The organism is Allobosea sp. WAO, assembly GCF_001509835.1.
Taxonomy (GTDB): Bacteria; Pseudomonadota; Alphaproteobacteria; order Rhizobiales; family Beijerinckiaceae; genus Allobosea.
Genome location: NZ_JXTJ01000006.1, coordinates 668128 through 692973, shown reverse-complemented (window position 1 = coordinate 692973; position 24846 = coordinate 668128). Strand labels below are relative to the sequence as shown.

23 protein-coding genes are annotated in these 24846 nt (G+C 66.7%); 13 read left to right on the top strand and 10 right to left on the bottom strand.

Annotated elements, in window-relative coordinates:
* Window positions 1-11 precede the first annotated feature (11 nt).
* Window positions 12-941 (top strand): succinate--CoA ligase subunit alpha, encoded by a 930-nt coding sequence (gene sucD / locus DK26_RS12450; RefSeq protein ID WP_066472445.1) that lies wholly within the window; start codon window positions 12-14, stop codon window positions 939-941.
* Window positions 942-1145: 204 nt separating this feature from the next.
* Window positions 1146-1871, top strand: a complete 726-nt coding sequence (locus DK26_RS12445; protein ID WP_248309939.1) for a GntR family transcriptional regulator — start codon at window positions 1146-1148, stop codon at window positions 1869-1871.
* Window positions 1872-1939: 68 nt separating this feature from the next.
* Here the strand turns inward: DK26_RS12445 and DK26_RS12440 are convergent, their stop codons facing one another.
* From DK26_RS12440 to gcl, 5 genes are read right to left on the bottom strand one after another with little or no spacing between them, the layout of a single operon-like run.
* Window positions 1940-2773: a fumarylacetoacetate hydrolase family protein gene (locus DK26_RS12440; RefSeq protein WP_066472664.1), complete on the bottom strand. Its 834-nt coding sequence runs from the start codon at window positions 2771-2773 to the stop codon at window positions 1940-1942.
* 20 nt (window positions 2774-2793) lie between these two features.
* Window positions 2794-3852, bottom strand: coding sequence for a 2-dehydropantoate 2-reductase (locus tag DK26_RS12435; protein WP_066472439.1), 1059 nt, complete (start codon window positions 3850-3852; stop codon window positions 2794-2796).
* A gap of 18 nt (window positions 3853-3870) precedes the next feature.
* A complete protein-coding gene (gene glxR, locus DK26_RS12430) occupies window positions 3871-4761 on the bottom strand; it encodes a 2-hydroxy-3-oxopropionate reductase (RefSeq protein ID WP_066472436.1) in 891 nt (296 codons plus the stop codon).
* Between the two features lie 42 nt (window positions 4762-4803).
* Window positions 4804-5589 (bottom strand): hydroxypyruvate isomerase, encoded by a 786-nt coding sequence (gene hyi, locus DK26_RS12425; RefSeq protein ID WP_066472433.1) that lies wholly within the window; start codon window positions 5587-5589, stop codon window positions 4804-4806.
* Window positions 5590-5622: 33 nt separating this feature from the next.
* Window positions 5623-7395, bottom strand: a complete 1773-nt coding sequence (gene gcl / locus DK26_RS12420) for a glyoxylate carboligase (protein ID WP_066472430.1) — start codon at window positions 7393-7395, stop codon at window positions 5623-5625.
* Window positions 7396-7633: 238 nt separating this feature from the next.
* On the opposite strand from gcl, the gene bhcR reads away from it, so the two are divergent.
* Window positions 7634-8470 (top strand): HTH-type transcriptional regulator BhcR, encoded by an 837-nt coding sequence (gene bhcR, locus DK26_RS12415; protein ID WP_066472423.1) that lies wholly within the window; start codon window positions 7634-7636, stop codon window positions 8468-8470.
* Between the two features lie 121 nt (window positions 8471-8591).
* On the top strand, window positions 8592-8999 hold the full coding sequence (locus tag DK26_RS12410) for an ester cyclase (protein ID WP_066472421.1): 408 nt from the start codon (window positions 8592-8594) through the stop codon (window positions 8997-8999).
* Between the two features lie 7 nt (window positions 9000-9006).
* On the opposite strand, the gene DK26_RS12405 is transcribed toward DK26_RS12410, so the two are convergent.
* The 3 genes from DK26_RS12405 to DK26_RS12395 form a co-directional block, all read right to left on the bottom strand.
* Entirely contained in the window at window positions 9007-9888 is an 882-nt protein-coding gene (locus DK26_RS12405) for a hypothetical protein (RefSeq protein WP_066472420.1), read from the bottom strand.
* 3 nt (window positions 9889-9891) lie between these two features.
* Window positions 9892-11061 carry an ADP-forming succinate--CoA ligase subunit beta gene (gene sucC / locus DK26_RS12400; RefSeq protein ID WP_066472419.1) on the bottom strand — a complete coding sequence of 390 codons (1170 nt, stop codon included), beginning with the start codon at window positions 11059-11061 and terminating at the stop codon, window positions 9892-9894.
* A 253-nt stretch (window positions 11062-11314) separates the two neighbouring features.
* Complete coding sequence (locus DK26_RS12395; RefSeq protein WP_066472417.1) at window positions 11315-12022, bottom strand: GntR family transcriptional regulator; 708 nt, start codon at window positions 12020-12022, stop codon at window positions 11315-11317.
* 171 nt (window positions 12023-12193) lie between these two features.
* Here DK26_RS12395 and DK26_RS12390 point away from each other — a divergent pair, with 171 nt between their 5' ends.
* The 5 genes from DK26_RS12390 (at window position 12194) to dksA (ending at window position 17338) form a co-directional block, all read left to right on the top strand.
* The gene (locus DK26_RS12390; protein WP_066472415.1) at window positions 12194-13168 is read left to right on the top strand and encodes a tripartite tricarboxylate transporter substrate-binding protein; all 975 of its coding nucleotides are present in this window, start codon (window positions 12194-12196) and stop codon (window positions 13166-13168) included.
* Between the two features lie 70 nt (window positions 13169-13238).
* The gene (locus DK26_RS12385) at window positions 13239-14315 is read left to right on the top strand and encodes a tartrate dehydrogenase (protein WP_066472413.1); all 1077 of its coding nucleotides are present in this window, start codon (window positions 13239-13241) and stop codon (window positions 14313-14315) included.
* Between the two features lie 100 nt (window positions 14316-14415).
* The gene (locus DK26_RS12380; protein WP_066472412.1) at window positions 14416-15789 is read left to right on the top strand and encodes an MBOAT family O-acyltransferase; all 1374 of its coding nucleotides are present in this window, start codon (window positions 14416-14418) and stop codon (window positions 15787-15789) included.
* Window positions 15764-16768 carry a hypothetical protein gene (locus DK26_RS12375; protein ID WP_066472411.1) on the top strand — a complete coding sequence of 335 codons (1005 nt, stop codon included), beginning with the start codon at window positions 15764-15766 and terminating at the stop codon, window positions 16766-16768. Before DK26_RS12380 ends, DK26_RS12375 begins: the two co-directional genes overlap by 26 nt.
* A gap of 147 nt (window positions 16769-16915) precedes the next feature.
* On the top strand, window positions 16916-17338 hold the full coding sequence (dksA, locus tag DK26_RS12370) for an RNA polymerase-binding protein DksA (RefSeq protein WP_066472409.1): 423 nt from the start codon (window positions 16916-16918) through the stop codon (window positions 17336-17338).
* Window positions 17339-17467: 129 nt separating this feature from the next.
* Here dksA and katG read toward each other — a convergent pair whose 3' ends face one another.
* Window positions 17468-19645: a catalase/peroxidase HPI gene (gene katG / locus DK26_RS12365; protein WP_066472406.1), complete on the bottom strand. Its 2178-nt coding sequence runs from the start codon at window positions 19643-19645 to the stop codon at window positions 17468-17470.
* A gap of 99 nt (window positions 19646-19744) precedes the next feature.
* On the opposite strand from katG, the gene DK26_RS12360 reads away from it, so the two are divergent.
* From DK26_RS12360 to DK26_RS12350, 4 genes are all read left to right on the top strand, one after another.
* Entirely contained in the window at window positions 19745-20689 is a 945-nt protein-coding gene (locus tag DK26_RS12360) for a hydrogen peroxide-inducible genes activator (protein ID WP_066472404.1), read from the top strand.
* A 132-nt stretch (window positions 20690-20821) separates the two neighbouring features.
* Window positions 20822-21751 carry a lipid kinase gene (locus DK26_RS12355; protein ID WP_066472401.1) on the top strand — a complete coding sequence of 310 codons (930 nt, stop codon included), beginning with the start codon at window positions 20822-20824 and terminating at the stop codon, window positions 21749-21751.
* Window positions 21752-22200: 449 nt separating this feature from the next.
* Window positions 22201-22458, top strand: coding sequence for a YjhX family toxin (locus DK26_RS28515; protein WP_083533162.1), 258 nt, complete (start codon window positions 22201-22203; stop codon window positions 22456-22458).
* A gap of 19 nt (window positions 22459-22477) precedes the next feature.
* On the top strand, window positions 22478-22975 hold the full coding sequence (locus tag DK26_RS12350; protein WP_066472398.1) for an N-acetyltransferase: 498 nt from the start codon (window positions 22478-22480) through the stop codon (window positions 22973-22975).
* A gap of 891 nt (window positions 22976-23866) precedes the next feature.
* Here the strand turns inward: DK26_RS12350 and DK26_RS12340 are convergent.
* Entirely contained in the window at window positions 23867-24769 is a 903-nt protein-coding gene (locus tag DK26_RS12340) for a DMT family transporter (RefSeq protein WP_066472394.1), read from the bottom strand.
* Window positions 24770-24846: the final 77 nt, after the last annotated feature.

Here is a 24846-nt window from a genome sequence, read left to right as displayed (position 1 = left end):
GGGGAACAAGCATGTCCATCCTGATCGACAAGAACACCAAGGTCATCTGCCAGGGCTTCACCGGCAAGAACGGCACCTTCCACTCCGAGCAGGCGATGGCCTACGGCACCAAGATGGTGGGTGGCGTCGCCCCCGGAAAAGGCGGCCAGAACCATCTCGGCCTGCCGGTCTTCAACACTGTGGCGGAAGCCAGGGCCAGGACGGACGCGACGGCGTCCGTCATCTATGTGCCGCCGCCGGGCGCGGCCGACGCGATCTGCGAGGCGATCGACGCAGAGGTGCCGCTGATCGTCTGCATCACCGAGGGCATCCCGGTGATCGACATGATCAAGGTCAAGCGCATGCTGAGCGGCTCGAAGTCGCGGCTGATCGGGCCGAACTGCCCGGGCGTCGTCACCGCCGGCCAAAGCAAGATCGGCATCATGCCGGCGAACATCTTCAAGCCCGGCTCGGTCGGCATCGTCTCGCGCTCGGGCACGCTGACCTATGAGGCGGTGTTCCAGACCTCGTGCGAGGGGCTCGGCCAGACCACGGCCGTCGGCATCGGCGGCGACCCGGTCAAGGGCACCGAGTTCATCGACATGCTCGAAATGTTCCTCGCCGATCCCGCGACCGAGACGATCATCATGATCGGCGAGATCGGCGGCTCGGCCGAGGAGGACGCGGCCCAGTTCATCAGGGACGAAGCCAAGCGCGGGCGATCCAAGCCGATGGTCGGCTTCATCGCCGGCCGCACGGCGCCTCCGGGCCGCCGCATGGGCCATGCCGGCGCGATCATCTCCGGCGGCAAGGGCGGCGCGGAAGACAAGATCGCCGCCATGGAAGCCGCCGGCATCCGGGTCTCGCCCTCGCCGGCACGGCTCGGCAAGACGCTGGTGGAGCTGCTCAACGGCGAGGTCGGCGTCAAGAAGCGCTGCGCCGAGATCGAGTGGTCCTTCTGACTCTCGACGGCCTTCACCGCAGTCAAGGCAAACCGTCACAGCCGTCGGGCAGCCGGCGGATCCGGCCTCCTCCTGACTGAGAGCCCGTGTCCACTCAGGTGCGGGCCTCATTTTTGACTGCCGCAGCGGCAGCCAACCTCACCTCCTGCATGGACGTGGCGCGCCCACGGCGTTATGCGCTGCAGCGATGCAGGAGCCGCGACCGTGAAAGCCCCCAGCGCAAACACCAATCTCGCCGCCGCGACGCAGGGCCTCGCGCTCAAGCGCTTCGCGCCCGAGGAGACCTTCAAGACCAAGGTCTACACGGCGCTGAAGCAGGCGATCATCAACATGGACATCTACGCCTCGCCCGAGCCGACCTGGATCGACGAGCGCCAGCTCTCCGAGCAGCTCGGCGTCAGCCGCACACCGGTGCGCGAGGCCGTGGCCATGCTGGAGCAGGAAGGGCTGGTGAAGTCGATGCCGCGGCGCGGCATCATGGTCCTGAAGAAGACCAAGAACGAGATCGTCGAGATGATCCAGGCCTGGGCGGCGCTGGAGAGCATGGCCGCGCGCCTCGCCGTGGAGCGGGCCAGCGATGCCGAGATCGCGAAGCTCCGCACACTGTTCAAGGCGTTCGACGAGGCACACAGGCCGTCCGACCATGTCGGCGAGTACTCCTCGGCCAACATCGTCTTCCACCAGACCCTGATCGGCCTCAGCAAGTCGCAGCTTCTCGTCGAGATGACCGACAATCTGCTGCTGCATGTGCGCGGCATCCGCCAGATGACGATCGGGCGCGAAGACCGCGCCAGCCGCTCCATCGTCGACCATCTGCAGATCATCGAGGCGCTCGAACAGCGCGACGTCGCTCTCGCCGAACGCCTGTCGCGCGAGCACACGCTGGGCCTTGCGGCCTTCGTCGACCAGCACGCCGACATCTTCGACTAAGTGCGTTTTCGCGCGAAGTGGACGCCGGTTCGCGCGAAGAAAACGCGGCAAGATATGGGAATCGTCGGTCAGCCGCCCTGCACGAAGGTGTTGGTCAGCGTGCCAATGCCGTCGATCACCACCTCGACCCGGTTGACCGGGTCCTTCATGGTGCCGACGCCGAGCGAGGTGCCGCAGCAGATCAGGTCCCCCGGCAGCAGCGTCATGTCGTGGGAGAGCCGGCTGACCAGCTCGTGCGGCTGGAAGATCATGTCGGCGACCGGGTAGTTCTGGCGCTCCTGGCCGTTCAGCAGCGTGCGGACCGTCAGTTCGCGCGGGTCGAGACCGCTCGTCACCACCGGCCCGAAGGGGCCGAAACCATCGAAACTCTTGGCCCGTACCCATTGCGAGAAGGTCGGGTCGGCGGCGATCAGGTCGAGCGCCGTGACGTCGTTGACGCAGGTATAGCCGAAGATGAAGGCGCCGGCCTCCAGTGGGCTGACCGCGCTGCAGCGGCGGCCGATGACGATGCCGAGCTCGCCCTCATAAACCACCTTGCCCGCATAGGATGGCGGCCGCGCGATCGTCGCGCCCGGCGCCGCCACGCAGGACGGCGCCTTCATCAGATAAAGCGGCTCCGCCGGCACGGGATTGGACAGCTTGGCCGCGAGCGCGTGGAAGTTGTTCCAGAGCGCGATGATCTTGGACGGCACGGTCGGCGCCAGCAGCGCGACTTCGGCGAGCGGCACGGTCTCGCCCGTCGGCTGGGCGGCCGCGAACAGGTCGCCGCTGTGGATGGCGACCTCTTGCCCGTCCAGCCGGCCGAAGCCCTCGCGCCCGCTATGCGCGAAGCGCACCCACTGCACCGGCGCGATGCCGGGCCTTGCCTGCGCCGCCTGCCGTACTGCCGCGATCGTCGTCATCGCTTCCATCTCCCCTCGCCTCAGGACGCCGCCAGCTCGCGCTGCGGCATCGCCGGCATTTCCTGCGAGGCCGTCGACACACCGAAGGCCTCGGGCGGGAATGTCGGATAGAGCCCCTTCACGCTCGCCGCCTGCTGCACCAGCCCGAGCACGGCGTCGATATAGGGCGTCGGGATCTCGACCAGGCGCCCCATCTCCTGCACGGCACCGAGCAGGGCATCGATCTCGAGCGGGCGCCCCTTCTCCAGATCCTGGAGCATGGAGGTGCGATGGGCGCCGACGCCGGCCGCGCCGTCGATCCGGCGCTCAACATCGACACGGAAGCGGGCGCCGAGCCTTTCGCCGATCTGCTTGCCCTCCAGCATCATCTTGCGGGCGAGCGAGCGCGTGCCGGGATCGGTCGCCACGATGTCGAGCGTCGCGTGGGTCAGCGCCGAGATCGGGTTGAAGCAAAGATTGCCCCAGAGCTTGAGCCAGATATCGTCCCGGATATCAGTGAAGAGCCTCGGCTTCATGCCACCGGCGGCGAGCGCATCGGCGAAGCGCGTCAGCCGCTCGCTTTCCTGGCGGTTGGGCTCGCCGAGGCCGAACTGATCGCCATAGATGTGCCTGACCACGCCGGGCTCGGTGATCTCGGTCGCCGGGTAGACGGTGCAGCCGATGACGCGCTCCGGCCCGATCGCGTTCCATTGCCGGTCGCCGGGGTCGACGCTGCGCAGGCGCAGATCGGCATAGGGGCGGTCGAGCCCGTAGAAATACCACCACGGCACGCCGTTCTGGGCGGTAACGACGGCGGTGTCCGGACCGAGCAGCGGCGTCAGATCCTCCGCCGATTCCCAGGCCTGGTGAGCCTTGAGCGCGACGATCACGACGTCCTGAAGGCCGAGATCGCGCGGATCCCGGCTTGCCGGCATCCGCTCGGTGATCGTCTCGGTCTTGGTGACGAGGGTCAGGCCCCTGGCCTTGATCGCCTCCAGATGCGCGCCGCGCGCCACGAGCGAGACATCGAGCCCGCCGCGCTTCAGCATCACGCCCATATAGCCGCCGATCGCGCCGGCACCGTAGATGCAGATCTTCATGGGCCTCCCCTTCCTTGGCTATGAACTCGCGACCTCGTGGTTCGCCATGATCTCCAGCGCCCGCACCATGGCCGAATGGTCCCAGTCCTTGCCGCCATGGGCGGCGCAGGCGTTGAACAGCTCCTGGGCCGTCGCGGTGTTCGGCAACGACAGGCCGAGCGCGCGCGCGCTCTGCAGGGCGAGGTTCAGATCCTTCTGGTGCAGGCCGATGCGGAAGCCGGGGTTGAAGGTCCGCTTGATCATCCGCTCGCCGTGAACCTCCAGGATCCTCGACGAAGCGAACCCGCCCATCAGCGCCTGGCGCACCTTGGCCGGGTCGGCGCCGGCCTTGGACGCAAACAGCAGCGCCTCGCCGACCGCCTCGATGGTCAGCGCGACGATGATCTGGTTGGCGACCTTGGTGGTCTGGCCGTCGCCATTGCCGCCAACCAGCGTGATGTTCTTGCCCATCAGCTCGAAGAGGGGCTTCACCCGGGCGAAGGCCGCCTCCGGCCCGCCGACCATGATCGTCAGGCTGGCAGCCTTGGCGCCGACCTCGCCGCCGGAGACGGGTGCGTCGAGGTAAAGGCCCCCGGCCTTCTCGACGCGCTGCGCGAAGCCCTTGGTCGCCATCGGCGAGATCGAGCTCATGTCGACGACGATTGCGCCCTTGTTCAGGCCGCACGCGACGCCGTTGGCACCGAACAGCACCTCCTCGACCTCAGGGGTATCCGGCAGCATCAGGATGACGATCTCGCTTGCGGACGCGACCGCGTTCGGCGTCGGGTGGACCGTGATCGCCTTCGCCTGCAACGCAGCGTCCGGCGCCTTGTGATGGCTGGACAGGTGCAGCTTGTGCCCGCCCGCGAGCAGATGCTCCGCCATCGGGCGCCCCATGATCCCCAGCCCGATGAAGCCGATATCCGCCATCTCGCCACCTGCCGTTTCGCGCGTCGTTCGTCGGTGTTCTGGTCAGGCGGCGAGCGTCGTCGCGGGCAGCCAGGACAGGCCCTCGCGCGTCTCGCGCGCCGGCTTGTACTCGCAGCCGACCCAGCCGGCGTAGCCGATGGCGTCGAGATGCCGGTACAGGAAGGGGAAGTTGATCTCGCCGGTTCCGGGCTCGTTGCGGCCGGGGTTGTCGGCGATCTGGATATGGCCGATCCGGTCGAGATTGCTCTCGATCGTCCGGGCCAGATCGCCCTCCATGACCTGCATGTGATAGACGTCGTATTGCAGGAAGACGTTGGTGGAATCGACGTCGTCGAGCAGCTTCAGCCCCTGCGCGGTGCTGCTCAGGAAGAAGCCGGGCATGTCGCGCGTGTTGATCGGCTCGACCAGGAGCGCGATGCCCTCCTGCGCCAGTTCATGGGCGGCAAAGCGCAGATTGTTGACCAGTGTCTCGTGGAGCCGCGCGGTCTCGATGCCTTGCGGCGCGATGCCGGCGAGGCAATTGACCTGCCGGCAGCCAAGCTTGATGGCGTAGTCGATCGCCTGGAACAGGCCGTGCTGGAATTCGCTGACCCGGCCCGGCAGGATCGCGATGCCACGCTCCCCGGCGGCCCAGTCGCCGGCGGGCAGATTGTGCAGCACCTGCGTCAGCTGCCAGCGCTCCAGCCGATCGGCCAGCTCGTATTTGTCGTAGCCGTAGGGGAAAAGATACTCGACGCCGTGGAAGCCGGCTTCGGCCGCCGCCTGGAAGCGCTCCAGGAAGGGCAGCTCGTTGAAGAGCATCGTCAGATTGGCGGCGAAGCGAGGCATGGTTCTCTTCCCTGCTGGCGTGGACCGATCGGCCTATTGGGCCGGCTGCAGTTCGGGCTCGGGCAGAGGCAGGTCGAGCACCTCCTCGAACTCCACGACATTGTCGATCTCGGTGCCCATCGCGATGTTGGTGACGCGTTCGAGGATGAACTCCATCACCACCGGCACCCGATGCTCCGCGAGCCAGGCCCTGGCCTGGGCGAAGGCGGCCTTGAACTCGCTGGGGCTCTTCACGCGGATCGCCTTGCAGCCGAGCCCCTCAGCGACCGCGACATGGTCGACGCCATAGCCGTCGAGCTCGGGCGCGTTGATGTTCTCGAAGGCGAGCCCGACCTGGTAATCCATGTCGAAGCCGCGCTGGGCCTGGCGGATCAGGCCGAGATAGGAGTTGTTCACGACGATGTGGATGTAAGGCAGCTTGAACTGCGCCCCGACGGCCAGCTCCTCAATCAGGAACTGGAAGTCATAGTCGCCTGACAGCGCCACGATCTCGCGCTCGGGATCCGCCGCACGCACGCCGAGCGCCGCCGGCAAGGTCCAGCCAAGCGGCCCGGCCTGGCCGCAATTGATCCAGTGGCGCGGATTGTTGACCCGCAGGAACTGCGCGCCGGCAATCTGCGACAGGCCGATGGTCGAGACATAGCAGACATCGCGGCCGAAGGCCTCGTTCATAGCCTCGTAGACCCGCTGCGGCTTCAGCGGCACGGTATCGAAATCGCTTCGGCGCAGCATGGTCGCGCGCCTGTCGCGGCATTCCCGCGCCCAGCCAGTGCGGTTCTTCAAGAACCCCTTGCCTTCCCGCTCGCGCGCCACGTCGACGAAGAGCTCGAGCGCCGCCTTCGCATCGGAAACGATGCCGTAATCGGGATTGAAGACACGACCGATCTGGGTCGGCTCGATGTCGACATGCACGAATGTGCGGCCCTTGGTGTAGGTCTCGACCGAGCCCGTATGACGGTTGGCCCAGCGGTTGCCGATGCCGAGCACGAAGTCTGAGGCGAGCATCGTCGCATTGCCGTAGCGATGGCTGGTCTGCAGCCCGACCATGCCGGCCATCAGCGGGTGGTCGTCGGGAATGGCGCCCCAGCCCATCAGCGTCGGCACGACCGGAACGCCCGTCAGCTCGGCAAACTCGGCCAGAAGCTCGCAGGCATCGGCGTTGATGACGCCGCCGCCGGCGACGATCAGCGGCCGCTCCGCCCCGTCCAGCATCGCCATCGCCTTCTCGATCTGGCGGCGCGAGGCGGCCGGCTTGTAGACCGGGAGCGGCTCGTAGGTCTCGTCGTCGAACTCGATCTCGGCCATCTGGACATCGACCGGCAGGTCGATCAGCACCGGGCCAGGCCGGCCCGAGCGCATGATGTGGAAGGCCTGCTGAAAGACGCGCGGCACCAGAGCCGGCTCGCGCACCGTCACCGCCCATTTGGTCACCGGCTTGGCGATCGCCTCGATGTCGACGGCCTGGAAATCCTCCTTGTAGAGCCGGGCGCGCGGCGCCTGGCCGGTGATGCACAGGATCGGGATGGAATCGGCCCCGGCCGAATAGAGTCCGGTGATCATGTCGGTGCCGGCCGGGCCGGAGGTGCCGATGCAGACGCCGATATTGCCGGCTTTGGCCCGGGTGTAGCCCTCTGCCATATGCGAGGCGCCCTCTACATGGCGCGCCAGGATGTGATGGATCGAGCCCCGGCTCTTCAGCGCGGCATAGAGCGGGTTGATTGCCGCGCCGGGAACGCCGAAAGCCTGGGTCACGCCTTCGCACTCAAGAACCCTGACCGCTGCCTCGACAGCTCGCATTTTCGGCATGCCCGTTCTCCCGCGAGAAATCCGTTATTGGCATACCAAATGCCAGACACGCGCCTCCGTCAATTTATTTCAGAAATATTTTTCATACTGCCCTAAATAATATCTCTCTGTTTTATTTCCGTACCTTACCTTTATCCGATTCAGACATTCCGGCGGTTGCGCAAAATTATTCCGCTTTGAATTGGCAATAGCGATCATCCGTGTTCTGCTGCCTCGGCACGGCAGACACGGAGGGCGCATGGGCGCGATCGAGCAACGCAAGGGGCGCGGGCGGCCGCGCTCGCTGAAGGCGGCGATCACCGGCGGCGCGGTGCAGGCGCTCGATCGGGGGCTATCGCTGCTCGAGATCCTGGCCGAGGAGGACGGCCTCACGCTCAGCGAGCTCAGCCGGCGCTCGGGCGTCTCGGCCTCGACGGTGCATCGCATCCTGCTGACGCTGGAGAGCCGCGCCTACGTCCAGCACGACATGGAACGCGGCCTCTGGCTGGTCGGGGTCGGCGCCTTCAAGACTGGCTCGGCCTTCCTGCGCAACCGCCGCGTCGCGAACATGGGCCGCGCCACCATGCATGGGCTGATGGAGGCCAGCGGCGAAACCGTCAATCTCGGCATCGAGGACAATGGCGAGGTGGTCTTCATCTCGCAGGTCGAGAGTCACGACACCTTGAGGGCCTTCTTCCGCGCCGGCAGCCGAGGCGCGATGCATGCCTCGGGCGTCGGCAAGGCGCTGCTGGCCGAGTTCCCCGAGCATCGCGTGCGGCAGATCTGCGCCTTTCGGCGACTCGAGCGTTTCACCGAGCACACGATCACCGATCTCGGCGCGCTGCTGCAGGAACTCGCCGAGGGGCGCCGGAATGGCTGGGCGCTCGATGACGAGGAGCGTTCGCTGGGGATGCGCTGCGTCGCCGCGCCGATCTTCAACGAGCACGCCGAGGCGATCGCCGGCGTTTCGGTATCGGGGCCGACGGTGCGCGTGACGCCGCGCAAGCTCGACGATTTCGGCCCGATGGTGCGCCGCGCCGCCGACGAGATCACCCGCTCGATCGGCGGGAGGTTGCCGGGGCGGGATGGGGCTTGAGCCAGCGTGTTGCGGATCGCTGCGGCACAGGGGAAGGTGGTGACGCTGCCGGATGGACCCCGTCCCACAGGTCCGCCGAACCCGCTCCGATATCGGAGCCGTTCCTTCAAAAGAGGCCGGTATGAGCACCGATGAAAACAAGTTGCTGGTGCGCGATTTCGTCGGGCGGGTCATCAACGACCGGGACCTCGACGCGGCGCACACCTATGTCGCCGAGGATGTCGTCGAACAGGTACCGTTTCCGGGCCAAGGGCCCGGCCTTTCCGGGCTGAAGGACGTATTGCGCGGGCTGTTCGTCGCCTTCCCGGACATGCATTGGACCATCGACGAGCAGATGGCCGAAGCCGACAAGGTCCTGACGCGCTTCACGTGGACCGGCACCCATGATGGCGAGTTCTTCGGCGTTCCTGCCTCCGGCCGGACGGTATCGGTCTGGGGCATGGTGATCGATCGGATTGAGCACGGCCGGATAAAGGACACGCGGATCCTGATGGATGCGCTCGGGCTGATGCGGCAGGTCGGGGCCTGAGGCGAGGTCACCCTCGCCCCGCCAGCGCCTGCCTGACGGTCTCGCCGACGAGATGGGCGCTCGGCGCGATCCGCACGCCGGCCGCCTCCAGCGCCCTGATCTTGCCGGCGGCATCGCCCTTGCCGCTGAGCGCGAACGCACCGGCATGGCCCATGCGGCGCTCGATCGGCGCCTCGCGGCCGACGATCAGCGCGACGATTGGCTTCGAGGTCCGGACGTCGGCGAGATAGTCGGCGACCTCCTCCTCCTGCGTGCCGCCGATCTCGCCGATCAGCACGACACATTCGGTTTCGGCGTCCTCCAGCAGGAGCGCGAGGCATTCGCGCATGCCGATGCCATGGACCGGATCGCCCCCGACCCCGATCGTCGCCGACTGGCCGAGCCCCGCAGCGGTGACCTGCGCCACGACCTCGCTGGTCAGCGAGGCCGAGCGCGAGACGATGCCGACGCCGCCCGGGCGCTCGCTGCCGGTCGCCATCACGCCGAGCTTGCCGACGCCCGGCACCAGAATGCCCTGCGAATTCGCGCCGACCAGGGTGGTCCGCCCGCCCTTCAGGGCCGCCTTCACCCGCACCATGTCTAGCACCGGCACGCGCTCCGTCACGGTGACGACCAGCGGCATCTCGGCCTCGATCGCCTCGATCATCGCGGCGGCGGCATTGGCCGGCGGCACGAAGACGATGCTGGCATTGGCGCCGGTCTCGCGCCGCGCTTCTGCAACGCGCTCATGGACGGGCAAATTCAGGTGCGAGCGGCCGCCCTTGCCCGGCGTCACGCCGCCAACGACCTGGGTGCCGTATTCCATCATCCGCGCGACGTGATGAGTGCCGGCCCAACCGGTCATGCCCTGGCAGAGGACGCGGGTCTCACGGTTCAGAAAGACGGCCATGGCTCAGGCTCCCCTCTGCGCCAGCACGACAGCCTGCGAGGCGGCGGACCACATGTCGGGACAATCGATCACGGCGCAGCCGAAGTTCTGCAGGCGTGACCGGGCGAAATCGGCGTTGTTGCCGGCCAGCCGCACGACCAGCGGCAAGGACCGCCCGCTGCGCCGCAAGGCGATGCCGAGCCCTTCGGCGATGGTATCGCAGGGCTGCATGCCGCCGCCATGAACGTTGACCACGATCGCGCGTGTCGCCGGATTGTCGAGCAGCAGCCCGAAGCCATGGGCGATGTCGAGACTCTTCGCCGTGGTCCGGATATCCATGAAATTGGCCGGCCGGCCCTTGGCAGCGACGAGCATGTCGAGCGTCGCGAGGCCGAGCCCCGCCCCGTTCGCCACCATGCCGATATCGCCGTCGAGCTGGACATAGTTCAGCTGGTGGCGCTGCGCCTGCAATTCGGCGGCGCTGCCATCGTCTTCGTCGCGCAGCGCCGCCAACTCCGGATGCCGGAACAGCGCGTTGTCGTCGAGCACCATCTTGACGTCGAGAGCGACGAGAGCGCCCGCCGCCGTCACCGCCAGCGGGTTGATCTCGATCAGGCTGGCATCGAGCTCGAGGAATGCACGGCGCAGGCCATCGACGAGTGCGCAGCCCTGTTCGTGCATCGCGCCGTCGAGCCCGAGCGCCGCGACGAAGGCCGCGACCTCCTTGCCACGCGCCTCGCTGCCGTCGCCGAGGCTGAGCCAGTTGAGCCGGATGTCGCCGCGCGCCGCCTGCTCCTCGACATCGACGCCGCCCTTGGCGCTGCCCATAAGCATCAGCTCGCCGGAGGAGGCATCGATCAGCAAGGCGAGATGCAGCTCGCGCACCGCGGCGACCGCGGTCTCGACGAGGACGCGCCTGATCCTATGGCCGGCCGGCCCGGTCTGCGCGGTGACCAGCGAGGTACCGAGCAGGCCATCCGCAGCTGCTTCGGCGGCGGCAGGGTCGTCCGCCTGCCGGATGCCGCCGGCGCGCTGGCGCCCGCCGGCATGGATCTGCGCCTTGACCACCGTGGGGCTGCCGAGCCGCCGGGCGATCTCGCCGGCCTCGCGGCCCGCGATCGCGACGCTGCCGTCCGGCACTTTCAGCCCGTAGCCTGCCAAGAGACGCTTCGCCTGGAACTCATGGATTCGCATGACCCGGTTCCTCCGCCGGGGCGCAGTTCAGCGGCGCCCAATCTGGCATACGTTATGCCAGAACCAGAAAGGCGGCAACTGCTCGATGGCGAACAGCAGATTGCCGGGGCAGCAACGGTCGTTTCCGGAGCTGGAACGCCTTGTCTCCAGCGGACCTTGAAGGCTTCGTACAGCACGCCCGCCGGGTGGCGATCGACGCCGGCGCGCCTTACCGCCCCGCGAACCAGAGCGGTCGTGGCCGCCTCGCGCCGGTTCAGAGCTGGCGCAGGCCGATATGCTCGATCAGGGGCACGAGCTCGTCGCGCGCCGCCACGCGGTGGGCACGGGCGAGCCGGTGCGCCGCCTCGGTATCGCCGCCCCGCACGGCGGCGGCGATCAGGCGATGCGCCCCTGCCGAACCGGCCGGCCGCGCGCGCAGCTTCAGGGTCAGCATGCGGGCGCGATGGGCCTGGTCCGTCACGGTCTGGGCGATGCGGCGCAAGCGGCCATTGCCGCAGCGCTCGACCATCAGGCGGTGGAACAGCTCGTCAGCCTCGGCCCAGCCGGCAAGATCATCCGCCGCCAGCGCCTGCTCCATCGCCGCCGTCGCGGCCTCGAGCTCGTCTGCCACGGCCGCGCGATCCTTGTCCGGCAGCGCAGCCAGCAGCTCAGCGGCCATCGACTCGACCGCGATGACGACTTCATAGATCTCGCGAATGTCCTGCGGCGCCAGCGGGCAGATCAGCACGCCGCGCTTCGGCAGCACCCGCACCAGCCCGTCCTCCTGCAGGCGGATGATCGCCTCGTGCACCGGGGTCCGGCTCATGCCGAGACGCACCGCGATCTCCTGCTCCGAGCCCTGATAGCCCGGCGCGAAGACGGTATCGCGGATCGCCTGCTTCAAGGCGGCATAGGCCTCGTCGACCAGCGAACCGCGCCTGGCCCCATCCCCCGAAATTTCCGCCCGCGCAAGCTCGGCCATCGCCACCTCCAGCACCGATTGAGTATGCGGCGTTACTTCCATGCAAGCAAGAATGGAAGCTTGACAACGCGGGCTCGAGCGGGAACGCTACAAGCATGCAAACTTCCATGGAACATAAATGGGAGAGCAGTCGAGGCGCCGCATGACGGCGCCGGCACAGGGAGAGACGCAATGAAGCGAATGCTGTTGGCGCTGGCGCTCGGGCTGGCTGCGACGACCTCGGCGACGGCGCAGACCGGCTATCCGACGCGCTCGATCACCATGGTGGTGCCCTTTGCGGCCGGTGGCACCACCGACATCGTCGCCCGGATGATGGCGGACCATATGAGCCGGACGCTCGGCCAGTCGATCGTGGTCGAGAATGTCGCCGGTGCCGGCGGCACCACTGGCGCGACCCGCGTCGCCAAGGCGACGCCGGACGGCTACACGCTGCTGATGGGCAATCTCGGTACGCAGGCCGCCAGCGTCGGGCTCTATCCCAAGCTCGCCTATGACCCGCGCACCGATTTCGAGCCGATCATGAACTCGGCCTCGACGCCGATGCTGGTGGTCGCCAAGAAGGATCTGCCGGTCAAGGATTTCCGCGAGTTCGTCGCCTATCTCAAGGAGAACGCCGCGAAGATGAACTACGGCTCCGGCGGCGTCGGCTCGACCTCGCATCTGACCTGCCTTTACCTCGACTCGCTGCTCGGCACCAAGCCCTCGCATGTCCCCTTCCGCGGCTCGGGACCGGCGCTGAACGCGCTGCTCGGCGGCCAGGTCGACTATGTCTGCGACCAGACGGTCGCCATCGTCCCCACCGTGCAGGCGAAGGAGGGCAAGGGCCTCGTCGTCGCGGTCAAGGATCGTCTCGCCGTCATCCCCGACGTGCCGACCGCCGCCGAGCAAGGCTTGCCGCAGTTCCAGGCCACCGGCTGGAACGCGATGTTCGCGCCCAAGGGCACGCCGAAGGAGATCGTCGACCGGCTGAACACCGCCGCCCGCGCCGCCCTCAACGACCCGACCACGCGCAAGCGCTTCCTCGATCTCGGCGCCGAGCTGCCCGACGAGGCCGGCCAGACACCGGCAGCGCTCGGCGAGCTCGTGCGCAGCGAGATCGAGAAATGGGTGCCGGTCATCCGCAATGCCGGCGTGACGGCACAGTAACCACCAGGGCGGCGCCCACATCGGGCGTCGCCCCCTCACCACAGCAGCACCAGAGCATCGGACGAAGAGCATGCGCACGCACAGGATCGCCGCCATCGGAGGGGACGGCATCGGCCCCGAGGTCATCGCCGCCGGGCTCCAGGCCCTGGAGGTCTGCGCCGAGCGCGATGGCGGCTTCAGTCTCGATGTCCGCTCCTTCGACTGGGGCTCGGATTATTATCGCAAGCATGGCGTGATGATGCCGGCCGACGGTGCCGAGCAGCTGCGCGCCTTCGATGCGATCTATTTTGGAGCGGTCGGGGCGCCCGACATTCCCGACCATCTGACCCTCTGGGGCCTCAGGCTCGCGATCTGCCAGCCGCTCGACCAATACGCCAATGTCCGCCCGACGCGCATCCTTCCCGGGATCGTCAGCCCGCTGCGCCATGTCTCCGGCCCGGAGCTCGACTGGGTGATCGTGCGCGAGAACTCGGAGGGCGAATATGCCGGCGTCGGCGGGCGCGTGCACAAGGGCCTGCCCGAGGAGGTCGCGACCGATGTCTCGATGTTCACCCGCGCCGGCGTCACCCGCATCATCCGCTACGCCTTCGAGATCGCCCGCTCGCGGCCGCGCAAGCTCCTGACCGTCGTCACCAAGTCGAACGCCCAGCGTCACGGCATGGTGATGTGGGACGAGATCGCCGCCGAGGTCGCGGCAAACTTCCCGGACGTGACCTGGGACAAGATGCTGGTCGACGCGATGACCATGCGCATGACGCTGAAGCCGGAGACGCTCGACACCATCGTCGCGACCAATCTCCACGCCGATATCCTCTCCGACCTCGCCGCGGCGCTCGCCGGCTCGCTCGGCATCGCGCCCACCGCCAATCTCAATCCGGAGCGCAAGACGCCTTCGATGTTCGAGCCGATCCATGGCTCGGCCTTCGACATCACCGGCAAGGGTATCGCCAACCCAGTCGCGACCTTCTGGACGGGAGCGATGATGCTCGAGCATCTCGGCGAGAAGGCAGCGGCCGCCCGGCTGATGCGCGCCGTCGAGCGCGTCACCGCCGACCCTGCCCTGCACACGCCCGATCTCGGCGGCCAGGCGACGACGGCGCGGGTGACGCAGGCCGTCTGCGAGGCCCTGCGCGGCGACAATATCTGAAGTAAAGGGCGGGCTGCGACGCCGACGAGCCCACGCCCGCCCATGACAGCGCGACGATAATCGTCTAAGGCGGCCCTCTCCCGCCGCCCGCTCGCGCCCGATGCTGTTCAACTCCTTCGTCTTCCTGCTCGGTTTCCTGCCGCTCGCCCTCGCCCTGCATTGGCTGGTCGAGCGCTTCGCGCCGGCTTGGCGGCTACCGCTCCTGGCCGGACTGTCCTTCGCCTTCTACGGCTATTGGGACTGGCGCTTCGTGCCGCTGCTCGGCTTCTCGATCCTGCTCAACTGGCTGATCGCCGAGGCCTTCCAGAAGACCAAGGCGGGCGCGCTGATCACGCTCGCCATCGTCGGCAACCTCGCCGTGCTGGCGCTGTTCAAATACTTCAACTTCTTCGCCGATCTTGCTGGGATGATTCCGGGATTGTCGGCACCGAAGCTCGACATCGCCCTGCCGCTCGGCATTTCCTTCTTCACCTTCCACCATGTGATGTATCTGACCGATCTGCGCCGGGGCGAAGCGCCGCGCTACGATCTGGTGCGCTATGCGCTCTACATCGCCTTCTTCCCGCAGGTGCTGGCCGGGCCGCTGGTGCGCTGGCGCGAGATCATGCACCAGTTCGACGAGCGCCCCTATCTGCGCTCCGACGCCGCCGAACGCATCGCCCGCGGCCTGATCCTGCTGACCATCGGCCTCGCCAAGAAGGTCCTGCTCGGCGACCCGCTGGCGGAATACGCCAATCCGGTCTTCGCAGCGGCAGCGCAAGGCAATGCGATCGCTTTCGGCGAGGCCTGGCAGGCGACGCTCGCCTTCACCTTCCAGATCTATTTCGACTTTTCCGGCTACACCGACATGGCGCTCGGCCTCGCGCTGCTTTTCGGCGTGGTGCTGCCGCAGAACTTCGATACGCCCTACCGATCTGTCAGCCTGCAGGACTTCTGGCGGCGCTGGCACATGACGCTGTCGCGCTTCCTGCGCGACTATCTCTACATTCCGCTCGGCGGCTCGCGCCACGGCCTGCCGCTGCAGCTCTGGGCGCTCTTCGCCACCATGGCGCTCGGTGGCCTCTGGCATGGCGCCGGGCTCAACTTCGTCGCCTGGGGCGCCGCCCATGGCGTGGTGCTGGCGAGCGGCGTGCTCTGGCGCCGCGCCGGACTACCGATGCCGCAGCTGCTCGGCTGGGCCCTCACCTTCCTGTTCGTCGCCTTCTCCTGGGTGCTGTTCCGCGCCACCTCGTTCGATGCGGCACTCGCCATCTACAAGGGTCTGCTCGGCCTGAACCCCGGCGGCGCCGGCTTCAAATGGCGGGCGCTGCTGCCGGCCGCCGCCGTGGCGATCATCGGCCCGACAGCCTGGGCGCTGGCCTGGAAGCTGCCCCCGGCCCGCTGGCTCGCCGTCGCGACCGCGATCCTCTTCGTGCTGGTGCTGTTCAAGATCGGCGACGACGCCAATTATGAGTTCATCTACTTCCAGTTCTGAGGCGCGCTGGCGCGGCTTCACGGCCGCCTTCGCGCTGGCGGCGGCCGGGCTCGCCCTGGCGCTGCTGGCGCTCGCCTTTTTGATCGATCCCTATGACAGCGGTCGTTCGCCCCTGACGCTGAAGGCCGGCGTCAGTCCGCAGGGGCCGCGCACCGCCGCCGCCAGCCGCGGCCGCGATCCGGAGTTCCGCGGCGCGATCTTCGGCAACTCGCATATCCAACTCGTCTCGCCGGAGGCACTGAAGCAGCAGACCGGCATCCCCTTCGTCTCGCTGATCGCCCCGGCGACCGGCCCGCGCGAGAGCCTCGTCCTGCTCGACTGGTTCCTGCGCCATCGCAAGGAGCCGGCCGCCGCGCTCGTGGTCGGCATCGACGTGCGCTGGTGTACGCCCGACGCCGCCCTGCCGGTCGACAAGCCCTTCCCGTTCTGGCTGTTCGAGCGCTCGCCGACGGCCTATTTCGCCGGGCTGCTGCGCTTCGACGTGCTTGAGGAATTGCCACGCCGGCTGCGTTACCAGACGGCGAAGGCACCGCAGCGCGCCCGCCCGGACGGTTTCTGGAACTACGAGGAAGGCTACGAGGTCCAGGGCTTCCACAGCGATCCGGCCCGCCGTGCCCGCCTGCTGGAGCCGATCCAGACCGGCGGCGGCAACGCCACCGGTCCTTTCCCGGCGGCAGAGCAACTACGCGCCCTGCTCGCCCGCCTGGCTCCCGATGTGCCGGTCGTGCTGTTGCGCCCACCGAACTTCGTCAGCGCCCTGCCGGTCCCCGGCAGCGCCGATGCCGCGGCCGACGCCGCCTGCCGCAACGCCTTCGCCGAGCTCGCCGCGAGCCGCCCGCGCACCGCCCTGATCGACTGGCGCGTCGACCGCAAGGAGAATCGCGAGCCGGACAATTATTTCGACCACAGCCACTACAGGCTGGGGATAGCGCGGCTGGTCGAGGCCGACATCGCCGCCGCCATCGCCGGTTTTCTCTGACTTTACGGTTACTTGCCGCGCCGATCACGGCTACGCGAAAGCAGATTGTTACGAAGGAGACCAATCGCTATAAGGGCGCCAAATCGGCGGCCCCCACGGCAATGCCGGAGGGGGTCGTCGAGCAGCGTGAATTGAGAAAGCCTGCACATGTCGAAGCAGACCACCCTCGATCCCGACTACAAGCCGTCAGAAAAAGAACCGTTCATGAACGAACGGCAGCGTGAGTATTTCCGCAGCAAGCTGCTGGCCTGGAAGGAGGAGATCCTGAAGGAGGCCAAGGAAACCCTGGTCACCCTGCAGAGCGAAAGCGAAAACCACCCCGACATCGCCGATCGCGCCTCGTCCGAAACGGACCGTGCCATCGAGCTTCGGGCCCGCGACCGCCAGCGCAAGCTGATCTCCAAGATCGAATCGGCAGTCGCCCGCATCGATGACGGCACCTATGGCTTTTGCGAGGATACCGGCGAGCCGATCTCGTTGAAGCGCCTGGAAGCCCGTCCGATCGCGACGCTTTCGCTCGAAGCCCAGGAGCGCCACGAGCGCAACGAGCGCGTCTTCCGCGACGACTGAGACGCGGCAGCGATACCACCTCCACCGAAAAGGCCCCGCAGCGGCGCTGCGGGGCCTTTTTCGCATTCAGTGCGAAAGCCGTTCGGCCCGGCTGCCGCTGATCGCGGCGGCCGGGCAAACCCTTCATAATCAGGCGACGTCGAAGCGGTCGAGGTTCATCACCTTGGTCCAGGCTGCGACGAAGTCCTTGACGAACTTCCCCTTGGCGTCCTGGCTGGCATAGACCTCGGCCAGGGCGCGCAGGATCGAGTTCGAGCCGAAGACGAGGTCGACACGCGTGCCGGTCCACTTGGCGGCGCCGGTCTTGCGATCGGTGCCCTCGAACACGTCCTTGGCGTCGGAGATCGCCTTCCACTGCGTGCCCATGTCGAGCAGGTTGACGAAGAAGTCGTTCGTCAGCACACCCGGACGCTCGGTCAGGACACCGTGCTTGCTGCCATCGGCATTGATGTCGATGGCGCGCAGGCCACCGATCAGCACCGTGAGCTCCGGCGCGGTCAGGGTCAGCAGCTGCGCCCGGTCGATCAGCGCCACCTCGGCCGGCACCTTGGCGCCCGGCTTCTGGTAGTTGCGGAAGCCATCGGCCACCGGCTCCATCACGTCGAAGGAGTGGATGTCGGTCTGCTCCTGCTTGGCGTCGGTGCGGCCCGGCGTGAACGGCACGCTGACATCATGACCGGCAGCCTCGGCCGCCTGCTCGACGCCGACATTGCCGGCCAGCACGATCAGATCGGCCAGCGAGACCTTCTGGTCGCCATCGACCTCCTTGTTGAACTGGCGGCGAATGCCGTCCAGCGCCGCGATCACCTTGGCGAGCTGCGCCGGCTGGTTGACCTCCCAGTCCTTCTGGGGGGCGAGGCGAACGCGCGCGCCATTGGCGCCACCGCGCTTGTCGCCACCGCGGAACGTCGCGGCCGAGGCCCAGGCGGTGCCGACCAGCTCGGAGACAGCAAGGCCCGAAGCCTTGATCTTCTCCTTGAGCGCGGCGACGTCGGCAGCATTGACCAGCGGGTGGTCGACGGCCGGCACGACATCCTGCCAGATCAGCTCTTCCTTCGGCACTTCCGGGCCGAGATAGCGCGAGCGCGGCCCGAGATCGCGATGGGTCAGCTTGAACCAGGCGCGGGCGAAGGCCTCGGCGAAGGCCTGCGGGTTCTCGAGGAAGCGGCGCGAGATCTTCTCATAGGCCGGGTCCATGCGCAGCGACAGGTCGGTCGTCAGCATGGTCGGCTTGATCTTCTTCAAGGGATCATGAGCGTGCGGGATGACCGCCTCGGCGTCCTTCGCCTCCCACTGGATCGCGCCGCCGGGGCTGCGGCTCTGCACCCATTCGTATTTGAACAGGTTCTCGAAGAAGAAGTTGCTCCACTGCGCCGGTGTCTGCGTCCAGGTGACCTCGATGCCGCTGCCGACCGCATCGGCGCCATGGCCGGTGCCGAAATTGCTGGCCCAGCCGAGACCTTGCGCCTCCAGATCGGCCCCTTCCGGGTCCGCGCCCTTATGCGATTCCGGCGCCGCGCCATGGGTCTTGCCGAAGGTATGGCCGCCGCCGATCAGCGCGACCGTCTCCTCGTCGTTCATCGCCATGCGGGCGAAGGTCTCGCGGATGAAATGCGCCGCCGAGATCGGGTCGCCATTGGCGCCCGGCCCTTCCGGGTTGACGTAGATCAGGCCCATTTCGGTCGCGCTCAGCGGCGCGTCGAACTTGTCGAGCGGGCGATGGGTCAGCCATTCGGTCTCGGTGCCCCAGCTCACGTCATGGTCGGGTTCCCAGCTGTCCTCGCGGCCGGCGGCGAAGCCGAAGGTTCGGAAGCCCATGGTCTCCAGCGCGACGTTGCCGGTGAGGATCATCAGGTCGGCCCAGGAGATGGCCTGGCCGTATTTCTGCTTGATCGGCCAGAGCAGGCGGCGCGACTTGTCGATGTTGACATTGTCCGGCCAGCTGTTGAGCGGGGCGAAGCGCTGCTGGCCACGGCCGCCACCGCCGCGACCGTCGGCGAGACGATAGGTGCCGGCCGCATGCCAGGACATGCGCACGAACTGCGGGCCGTAATGGCCGAAATCCGCCGGCCACCAGTCCTGCGAGTCGGTCATCAGCTTGCGCAGGTCGTTCTTCAGCGCCTCGTAGTCGAGCTTCTCGAACGCCTCGCGGTAGCTGAAGCTCTGGTCCAGCGGGTCGGACTTGGCCGAGTGCTGGTTCAGCATGTCGACGGGCAGCTGCTTGGGCCACCAGTCGCGGTTCTGACGGGCGCCGCCACCATGGGCGACGGGGCACTTGCCCGTGCTGTCCTCAGTTTTCGCGTTCATCTCTCTCTCCGAGCTTGTCTGGTGGTTTGGCATGCGTCTTAGCAAAGCTGTTTCATTATTTTAATTCCGATTTTCTGATCACGACGATAAGTTGGGATTATGACAAATCTGACTTTCAAGCAGCTCCGCTATTTCGAGGCCCTGGCGCAGCACGGCCATTTCGGCCGGGCGGCGGAAGCCTGCGCCATCTCGCAGCCCGCACTGTCGCAGCAGATCAAGGCGCTGGAGGAGGAACTGGGTGCCGAGCTCTTCGAAAGGGACAGGCGCCAGGTCCGGCTGACCAGCTTCGGCGAGGAGATCGGGGCGCGGGCCTGGGACATCCTGCGCGCGCTCGACGAACTCGAAAGCTATGCGCACGCCTCCCGGGATGGGCAGCTGACGCGCCTGCGCATCGGCGTGATTCCGACGGTCGCGCCCTATCTGCTGCCAGGCCTGATCGGCGACCTGACCCGGATGCATGACGGCCTCGACCTCAATGTCCGCGAGACGCTGACCCCAAAACTGGTCCAGGAGCTGAACGAGGGCCGGCTCGACATGGCGATCGTCGCCCTGCCCGTCTCCGAACCCTCGCTCACCGAGGTCGCGCTGTTCACCGAGCGCTTCGTCCTGGTGCGGCCGCGCGAGGACGAAGGCAAGCCTCCCCCCGCTCCCGAGGCGCTCAGCGAGATGCGGCTGCTGCTGCTCGAAGAAGGCCACTGCTTTCGCGAGCAGGCGCTTTCGTTCTGCAATGCCAAGCCGCGCACGATAGCCTCGCGCGATCTTCTGGATGCCAGTTCCCTCTCGACGCTCGTGCAGATGGTCGATGCCGGACTAGGCGTCACGCTGATCCCGGAGATGGCCGTGTCGGTCGAGACGCGCTCGGCCTCGGTCTCGGTCACCCATTTCGGCACGCCGGAACCCTCGCGGACCATCGGTATGGTCTGGCGCAAGACCAGCCCGCTGGCGCGGCAACTGCTCGAGATCTCCGAGATGGTCCGCCAGTCCGCCGGCGCGCTGCGGCAGGCACGCGGAAACTCTGCTGCCATCACCGACATGGAGGCGTGAGGCGACGCTTCACCGGTCTTGGGCCTGCGAGCGCCGGCGTAGGCAGCCACGCTGCATGCCCTCCGCGGCGATTGAATCCGAGCGCCTGCACTCCCAAGTGAGCCCGGCTGCCCCGCCACGAGAACGGTCCCGATGAAGCAGGCTGAACGCAAACGCGCCCTTGTTCTGCGCAACCCGAAGGCGCGGCGCGGGCAGGAATCGCTCGACGGTCCCTTCAGGCAGCTGGAGCAGGCCGGGGTCGACGTCACGATCGAGACCTTCGAGGCCCTGCCGGAGATCGCGCGCGACATCGTGCGGCTGCGCAGCATCGCCGATCTGATCGTGATCTGCGGCGGCGACGGCTCGATCTCCTCCGGCGCGATGGCCGTGATGGAGAGCGGCCTGCCGCTCGGCATCATGCCGATGGGGACGGCGAACGACCTCGCCCGGACGCTTGCGATCCCGATGGATCTGACCGCGGCTGCGCGGGTGATCGCCGAAGGGCAGACGCGCCGCATCGACATGGGCACGGTCAACGGCCACGCCTTCTTCAACGTCGCCAGCATCGGCCTGAGCAGCGAGCTCGCGCAAGGCCTCGATCCGACGCTGAAGAAGCGCTTCGGGCGCCTCGGCTATGCGCTCGCCGCCTCGAAGGTGCTGACCAAGGCCTCGCGCTTTCACGCCACGATCACCGAGAAGGGCCGGACGACCGAGGTCGACACCTTCCAGATCGCGATCGGCAACGGCAGGCATTATGGCGGCGGAAATGTCGTCCGGGACGACGCCGAGATCGATGACGGCCATCTCGATCTCTACAGCCTCGAACTCAAGAACCTCTGGAAGCTGGCGCTGATGTTGCGGTCTTTCAGGTCGGGCACGCACGGAGCCTGGCAGGAAGTGCGCACCGCGCGCTGCGTCGAGTTCGACATCCTGACCAAGCGGCCGATGCCGGTGAACACCGACGGCGAGATCGTCACGGCGACGCCCGCCCATTTCAAGGTTCATCCGGGGGCCGTCGCGATCTTCGCGCCCGAGCCCGATCCTCGCGCGGGGCCAATTCCAATGCCCCTGTTCCACAGATGAGCTTGGATAGGGCGAGATGACCGCGAAAGGCGCGGCCATCTGTGCTAGCCACCGGGTCGGCCGTCGGGCAGTGCGTCGATGTCAGCGATAGGCGGGCGTCGGCATGAACGGGATTGTGCCGCCGAGCTTCTGCTTTCGACCCGTCGCGGACCTTTGAGGAGGCGAAACGAGCCGATGCCGCGCCACCGAGTCGACGGGTTCGGCCATAGGCCTGTGACGGCATGGAAGCCAACACTGATGCGGCCACAGCATTGCCATACCCTACGGAGGAAACTAAGAAGGGTCGCGTCTGTCTGAACGACGCATGGGAAGTGTCCATGTTAGAGCTTGTGAGAATCCGCTGACCGTCTCGAATTGACGAGACATGTCGAAGCATTCGGGAGGGATCTGCGCGCAGCGTAGAGCCCAATGCTGATGCTTGTCATGGATTCTATCACAGGCTCACCAGAATGAACATTTCGCGGAGCGAGCAGCGCGTGCTTCACGTGCTCGCCCAAGGCGGCTTCATCCGTCATCAACGTTGCGACAACGGCAGGATTTCTCATATCGAGTGCTTCACGCGAGACGGTCACCTGCTGACCGACTGCACGCTTGAGGTCTTCGCAAGACTGCATCGCAAACGCCTGATCGAGTCCCGAGCTTCCAGTCCTTACCGCGTCTCGCGGCGAGGCCGGGAAGCTGTGCGCTCGCAAACTGACAATCGCTGAACAACGATAGGAGACTTCCATGCAAATCCGTTTGGAGTGCCCAGAAGACACCGACACGATCCGAAGCCTGACAGCTGCCGCATTCAAGGACATGCTCCATAGCAGTCAGACCGAGGCCGCGATCGTCGAGGCTTTGCGGAAAGCAGGAGCGTTGACCGTTTCCCTCGTCGCCATCATGGACGGCGAGATCGTCGGCCATGTTGCGTTCTCGCCAGTTAAGGTCAACGGCACGGCGAAGGGCTGGTATGGCCTTGGCCCGGTCTCGATCTGGCCCAATCAGCAGCGGAAAGGCATCGGCCAGGCCTTAATCCGCGATGGCCTTGACCGACTTAGACGCTTGAACGCGCAAGGCTGCGTCGTCCTCGGCGACCCCGCCTACTACAGCCGCTTCGGGTTCATGAGTGATCCTGAACTCCGGTATGGTGACGTGCCGCCCGAGTATTTCCAGCGATTGGTGTTCACGGCCATTGCGCCAAAGGGCGAAGTCGCATTCCACGCCGGGTTCGACGCGACCTAAGAGAAGAGGGCGGTCTTTGCGATACGCGAAGACCGCTCTCCACCCAACTGAGACATTCGTCACATCAGGCGGCTTGTCGTGTCCTTGCGAACAAGAACTTCAACGGCTGAACGGGCGGCGGATTGTGATGTCGTCTCGGGGCCGATCAGATCGATCGCCCGAGGCCCGTCGGGCGGCCAAGTCTCGCCAGCCTGCCGAGCGCCCGCACCATGCCAATGGTCGGCGTGACGAAATCGGGACACCGCTGCGCTGGCAACGAGGGATGTCGGTCCCGTCGGATTGGCGAGGCGGTCGCCGTGTTGGTCCGCAGCAGCCGTCCGACGTTAGCAGGTCACGCCACGAGCGCACCTGCTGGCGCTACGTCGGGCGGGAGTTCTGAGGCAAGCACCATTCGCAGTCCGGCGCATACCCGGCCCGCATGCCTCGCGGACCTGCATGACAATCCCGTCCGGCTGTTGGAGTGGGGCCAGCGGCATCGCCTGCGCCGACGACGCCAAGACGAATGCGAAGGCAACGGCGAACAACTTGATCATTGTTACTCTCCTGTTGAAGTCGCCGAAAACAGAGTTGTTATTCTTGGGCGCGCATCAGCCCACATCTGGGCTCGGAGGTGCTTGATCCAGCTCGATGAGTATAGTCCTCCGCGTCGGGTTGTACAAACGGCCTACTGGCCGGAAAAGCCTCGCTCTATGCCCTGGGCTCGGATCGAACCGGTCCGAGGCACGATCTCGAGAGCGCCAGCGAGGCAAGCAAGTACGAGCAGTTGATTGGGTCGACAACCTCTTTCACGTACGTCCGCTTTCGGGCGAAGTCAGACGACCGCTATTCGCGCGCGCTCGTCAGGTTGTCCTTGTTTGATGAACGTCGGCTTTCGAGCCGTTGCGGGCACGTTCACGCAGTACGCTTGTTGACGACCGTGAGCGTGAGGCCCGTCAGCACGAGACCGACGCCGAAGATGAAGAGTGGCCCGAGCTGATCGCCGAACATCAGCGCGGAGACCGCAACGCCCACGATCGGCTGGAGATACTGGACGCTCGCAGCCACTCGGGCGGGAAGCGTTCGCAGCAAATAGAGCCAGAGAAACAGGCCGGCTACGGTCACCATCACGCCGAGGTACAGGGCGGAGCCGATGCCGACCGCCGTCAGGGCGAACGGGGTGTTCAATGCCTCCCAAACGGCGAATGGCGCCAGCGCCAGGAAACCGAACAAGGTGCTCCATGCCGCGACGACGACGGTCCCATAGCGTTCGGAAAGCTCGACGCTCCAGACATAGTAGAAGGCAATCGTCAGGGTCGAGAGCAGCACCAGGCCTGCACCAGCCAGGCTGGTTTGGGTTGCAGCCGAATTGCCGTCGCCGCGACCGGCGGCGACGAGAGCAATGCCTCCAAACGCGGCGACGATGCCGATGCCCTGGATCAGCGTGACGGGCTGGCGCAGGCGTATGGCGGCGAAGACGACGACGAAGGCGGGAATCGCAGCCGAGATCGTCGTTCCGATTGAAGCGGAGGTCCCGGCCACGCCGAAGCTCTGGGCCACCTGCCCGATGCCGATACCGAGGACGCCGAGCGCGGCGACCCGCGGGAAAGCCCTGAGCGGAAGGCCTTGCCTGCCCACGGCAAGCAGAAACATCAGCGGAACGGCGATCAGGAAGCGCAGTCCGGTCAAGGTGAGAGGCGGGATCGTCAGCAAGCCGAGCTTGGTGACGGGGATCGAAACGCCCCACATCACCGCAAGAAACAATGCAGCGGCAAAGTTCCCGACGGAAACGCCATTCGGTCCAGCAGTTTGGGTCATTGCGCCGCCATGATGAGCAGCGGCGAGCCTTAGATTACGCGCGCTGGCTCGACAACCTGCGTGTCCGCTGGCGGCCC

Bases quoted from the DNA above. Each gene is read 5' to 3' on its own strand.
- sucD (WP_066472445.1), top strand. From the start codon at position 12: ATGTCCATCCTGATCGACAAGAACACCAAGGTCATCTGCCAGGGCTTC.
- DK26_RS12440 (WP_066472664.1), bottom strand. From the start codon at position 2,773: ATGACGACGATCGCGGCAGTACGGCAGGCGGCGCAGGCAAGGCCCGGC.
- DK26_RS12435 (WP_066472439.1), bottom strand. From the start codon at position 3,852: ATGAAGATCTGCATCTACGGTGCCGGCGCGATCGGCGGCTATATGGGC.
- glxR (WP_066472436.1), bottom strand. From the start codon at position 4,761: ATGGCGGATATCGGCTTCATCGGGCTGGGGATCATGGGGCGCCCGATG.
- hyi (WP_066472433.1), bottom strand. From the start codon at position 5,589: ATGCCTCGCTTCGCCGCCAATCTGACGATGCTCTTCAACGAGCTGCCC.
- gcl (WP_066472430.1), bottom strand. From the start codon at position 7,395: ATGCCGAAAATGCGAGCTGTCGAGGCAGCGGTCAGGGTTCTTGAGTGC.
- bhcR (WP_066472423.1), top strand. From the start codon at position 7,634: ATGGGCGCGATCGAGCAACGCAAGGGGCGCGGGCGGCCGCGCTCGCTG.
- DK26_RS12410 (WP_066472421.1), top strand. From the start codon at position 8,592: ATGAGCACCGATGAAAACAAGTTGCTGGTGCGCGATTTCGTCGGGCGG.
- DK26_RS12405 (WP_066472420.1), bottom strand. From the start codon at position 9,888: ATGGCCGTCTTTCTGAACCGTGAGACCCGCGTCCTCTGCCAGGGCATG.
- sucC (WP_066472419.1), bottom strand. From the start codon at position 11,061: ATGCGAATCCATGAGTTCCAGGCGAAGCGTCTCTTGGCAGGCTACGGG.
- DK26_RS12395 (WP_066472417.1), bottom strand. From the start codon at position 12,022: ATGGCCGAGCTTGCGCGGGCGGAAATTTCGGGGGATGGGGCCAGGCGC.
- DK26_RS12390 (WP_066472415.1), top strand. From the start codon at position 12,194: ATGAAGCGAATGCTGTTGGCGCTGGCGCTCGGGCTGGCTGCGACGACC.
- DK26_RS12385 (WP_066472413.1), top strand. From the start codon at position 13,239: ATGCGCACGCACAGGATCGCCGCCATCGGAGGGGACGGCATCGGCCCC.
- DK26_RS12380 (WP_066472412.1), top strand. From the start codon at position 14,416: ATGCTGTTCAACTCCTTCGTCTTCCTGCTCGGTTTCCTGCCGCTCGCC.
- DK26_RS12375 (WP_066472411.1), top strand. From the start codon at position 15,764: ATGAGTTCATCTACTTCCAGTTCTGAGGCGCGCTGGCGCGGCTTCACG.
- dksA (WP_066472409.1), top strand. From the start codon at position 16,916: ATGTCGAAGCAGACCACCCTCGATCCCGACTACAAGCCGTCAGAAAAA.
- katG (WP_066472406.1), bottom strand. From the start codon at position 19,645: ATGAACGCGAAAACTGAGGACAGCACGGGCAAGTGCCCCGTCGCCCAT.
- DK26_RS12360 (WP_066472404.1), top strand. From the start codon at position 19,745: ATGACAAATCTGACTTTCAAGCAGCTCCGCTATTTCGAGGCCCTGGCG.
- DK26_RS12355 (WP_066472401.1), top strand. From the start codon at position 20,822: ATGAAGCAGGCTGAACGCAAACGCGCCCTTGTTCTGCGCAACCCGAAG.
- DK26_RS28515 (WP_083533162.1), top strand. From the start codon at position 22,201: ATGAACATTTCGCGGAGCGAGCAGCGCGTGCTTCACGTGCTCGCCCAA.
- DK26_RS12350 (WP_066472398.1), top strand. From the start codon at position 22,478: ATGCAAATCCGTTTGGAGTGCCCAGAAGACACCGACACGATCCGAAGC.
- DK26_RS12340 (WP_066472394.1), bottom strand. From the start codon at position 24,769: ATGACCCAAACTGCTGGACCGAATGGCGTTTCCGTCGGGAACTTTGCC.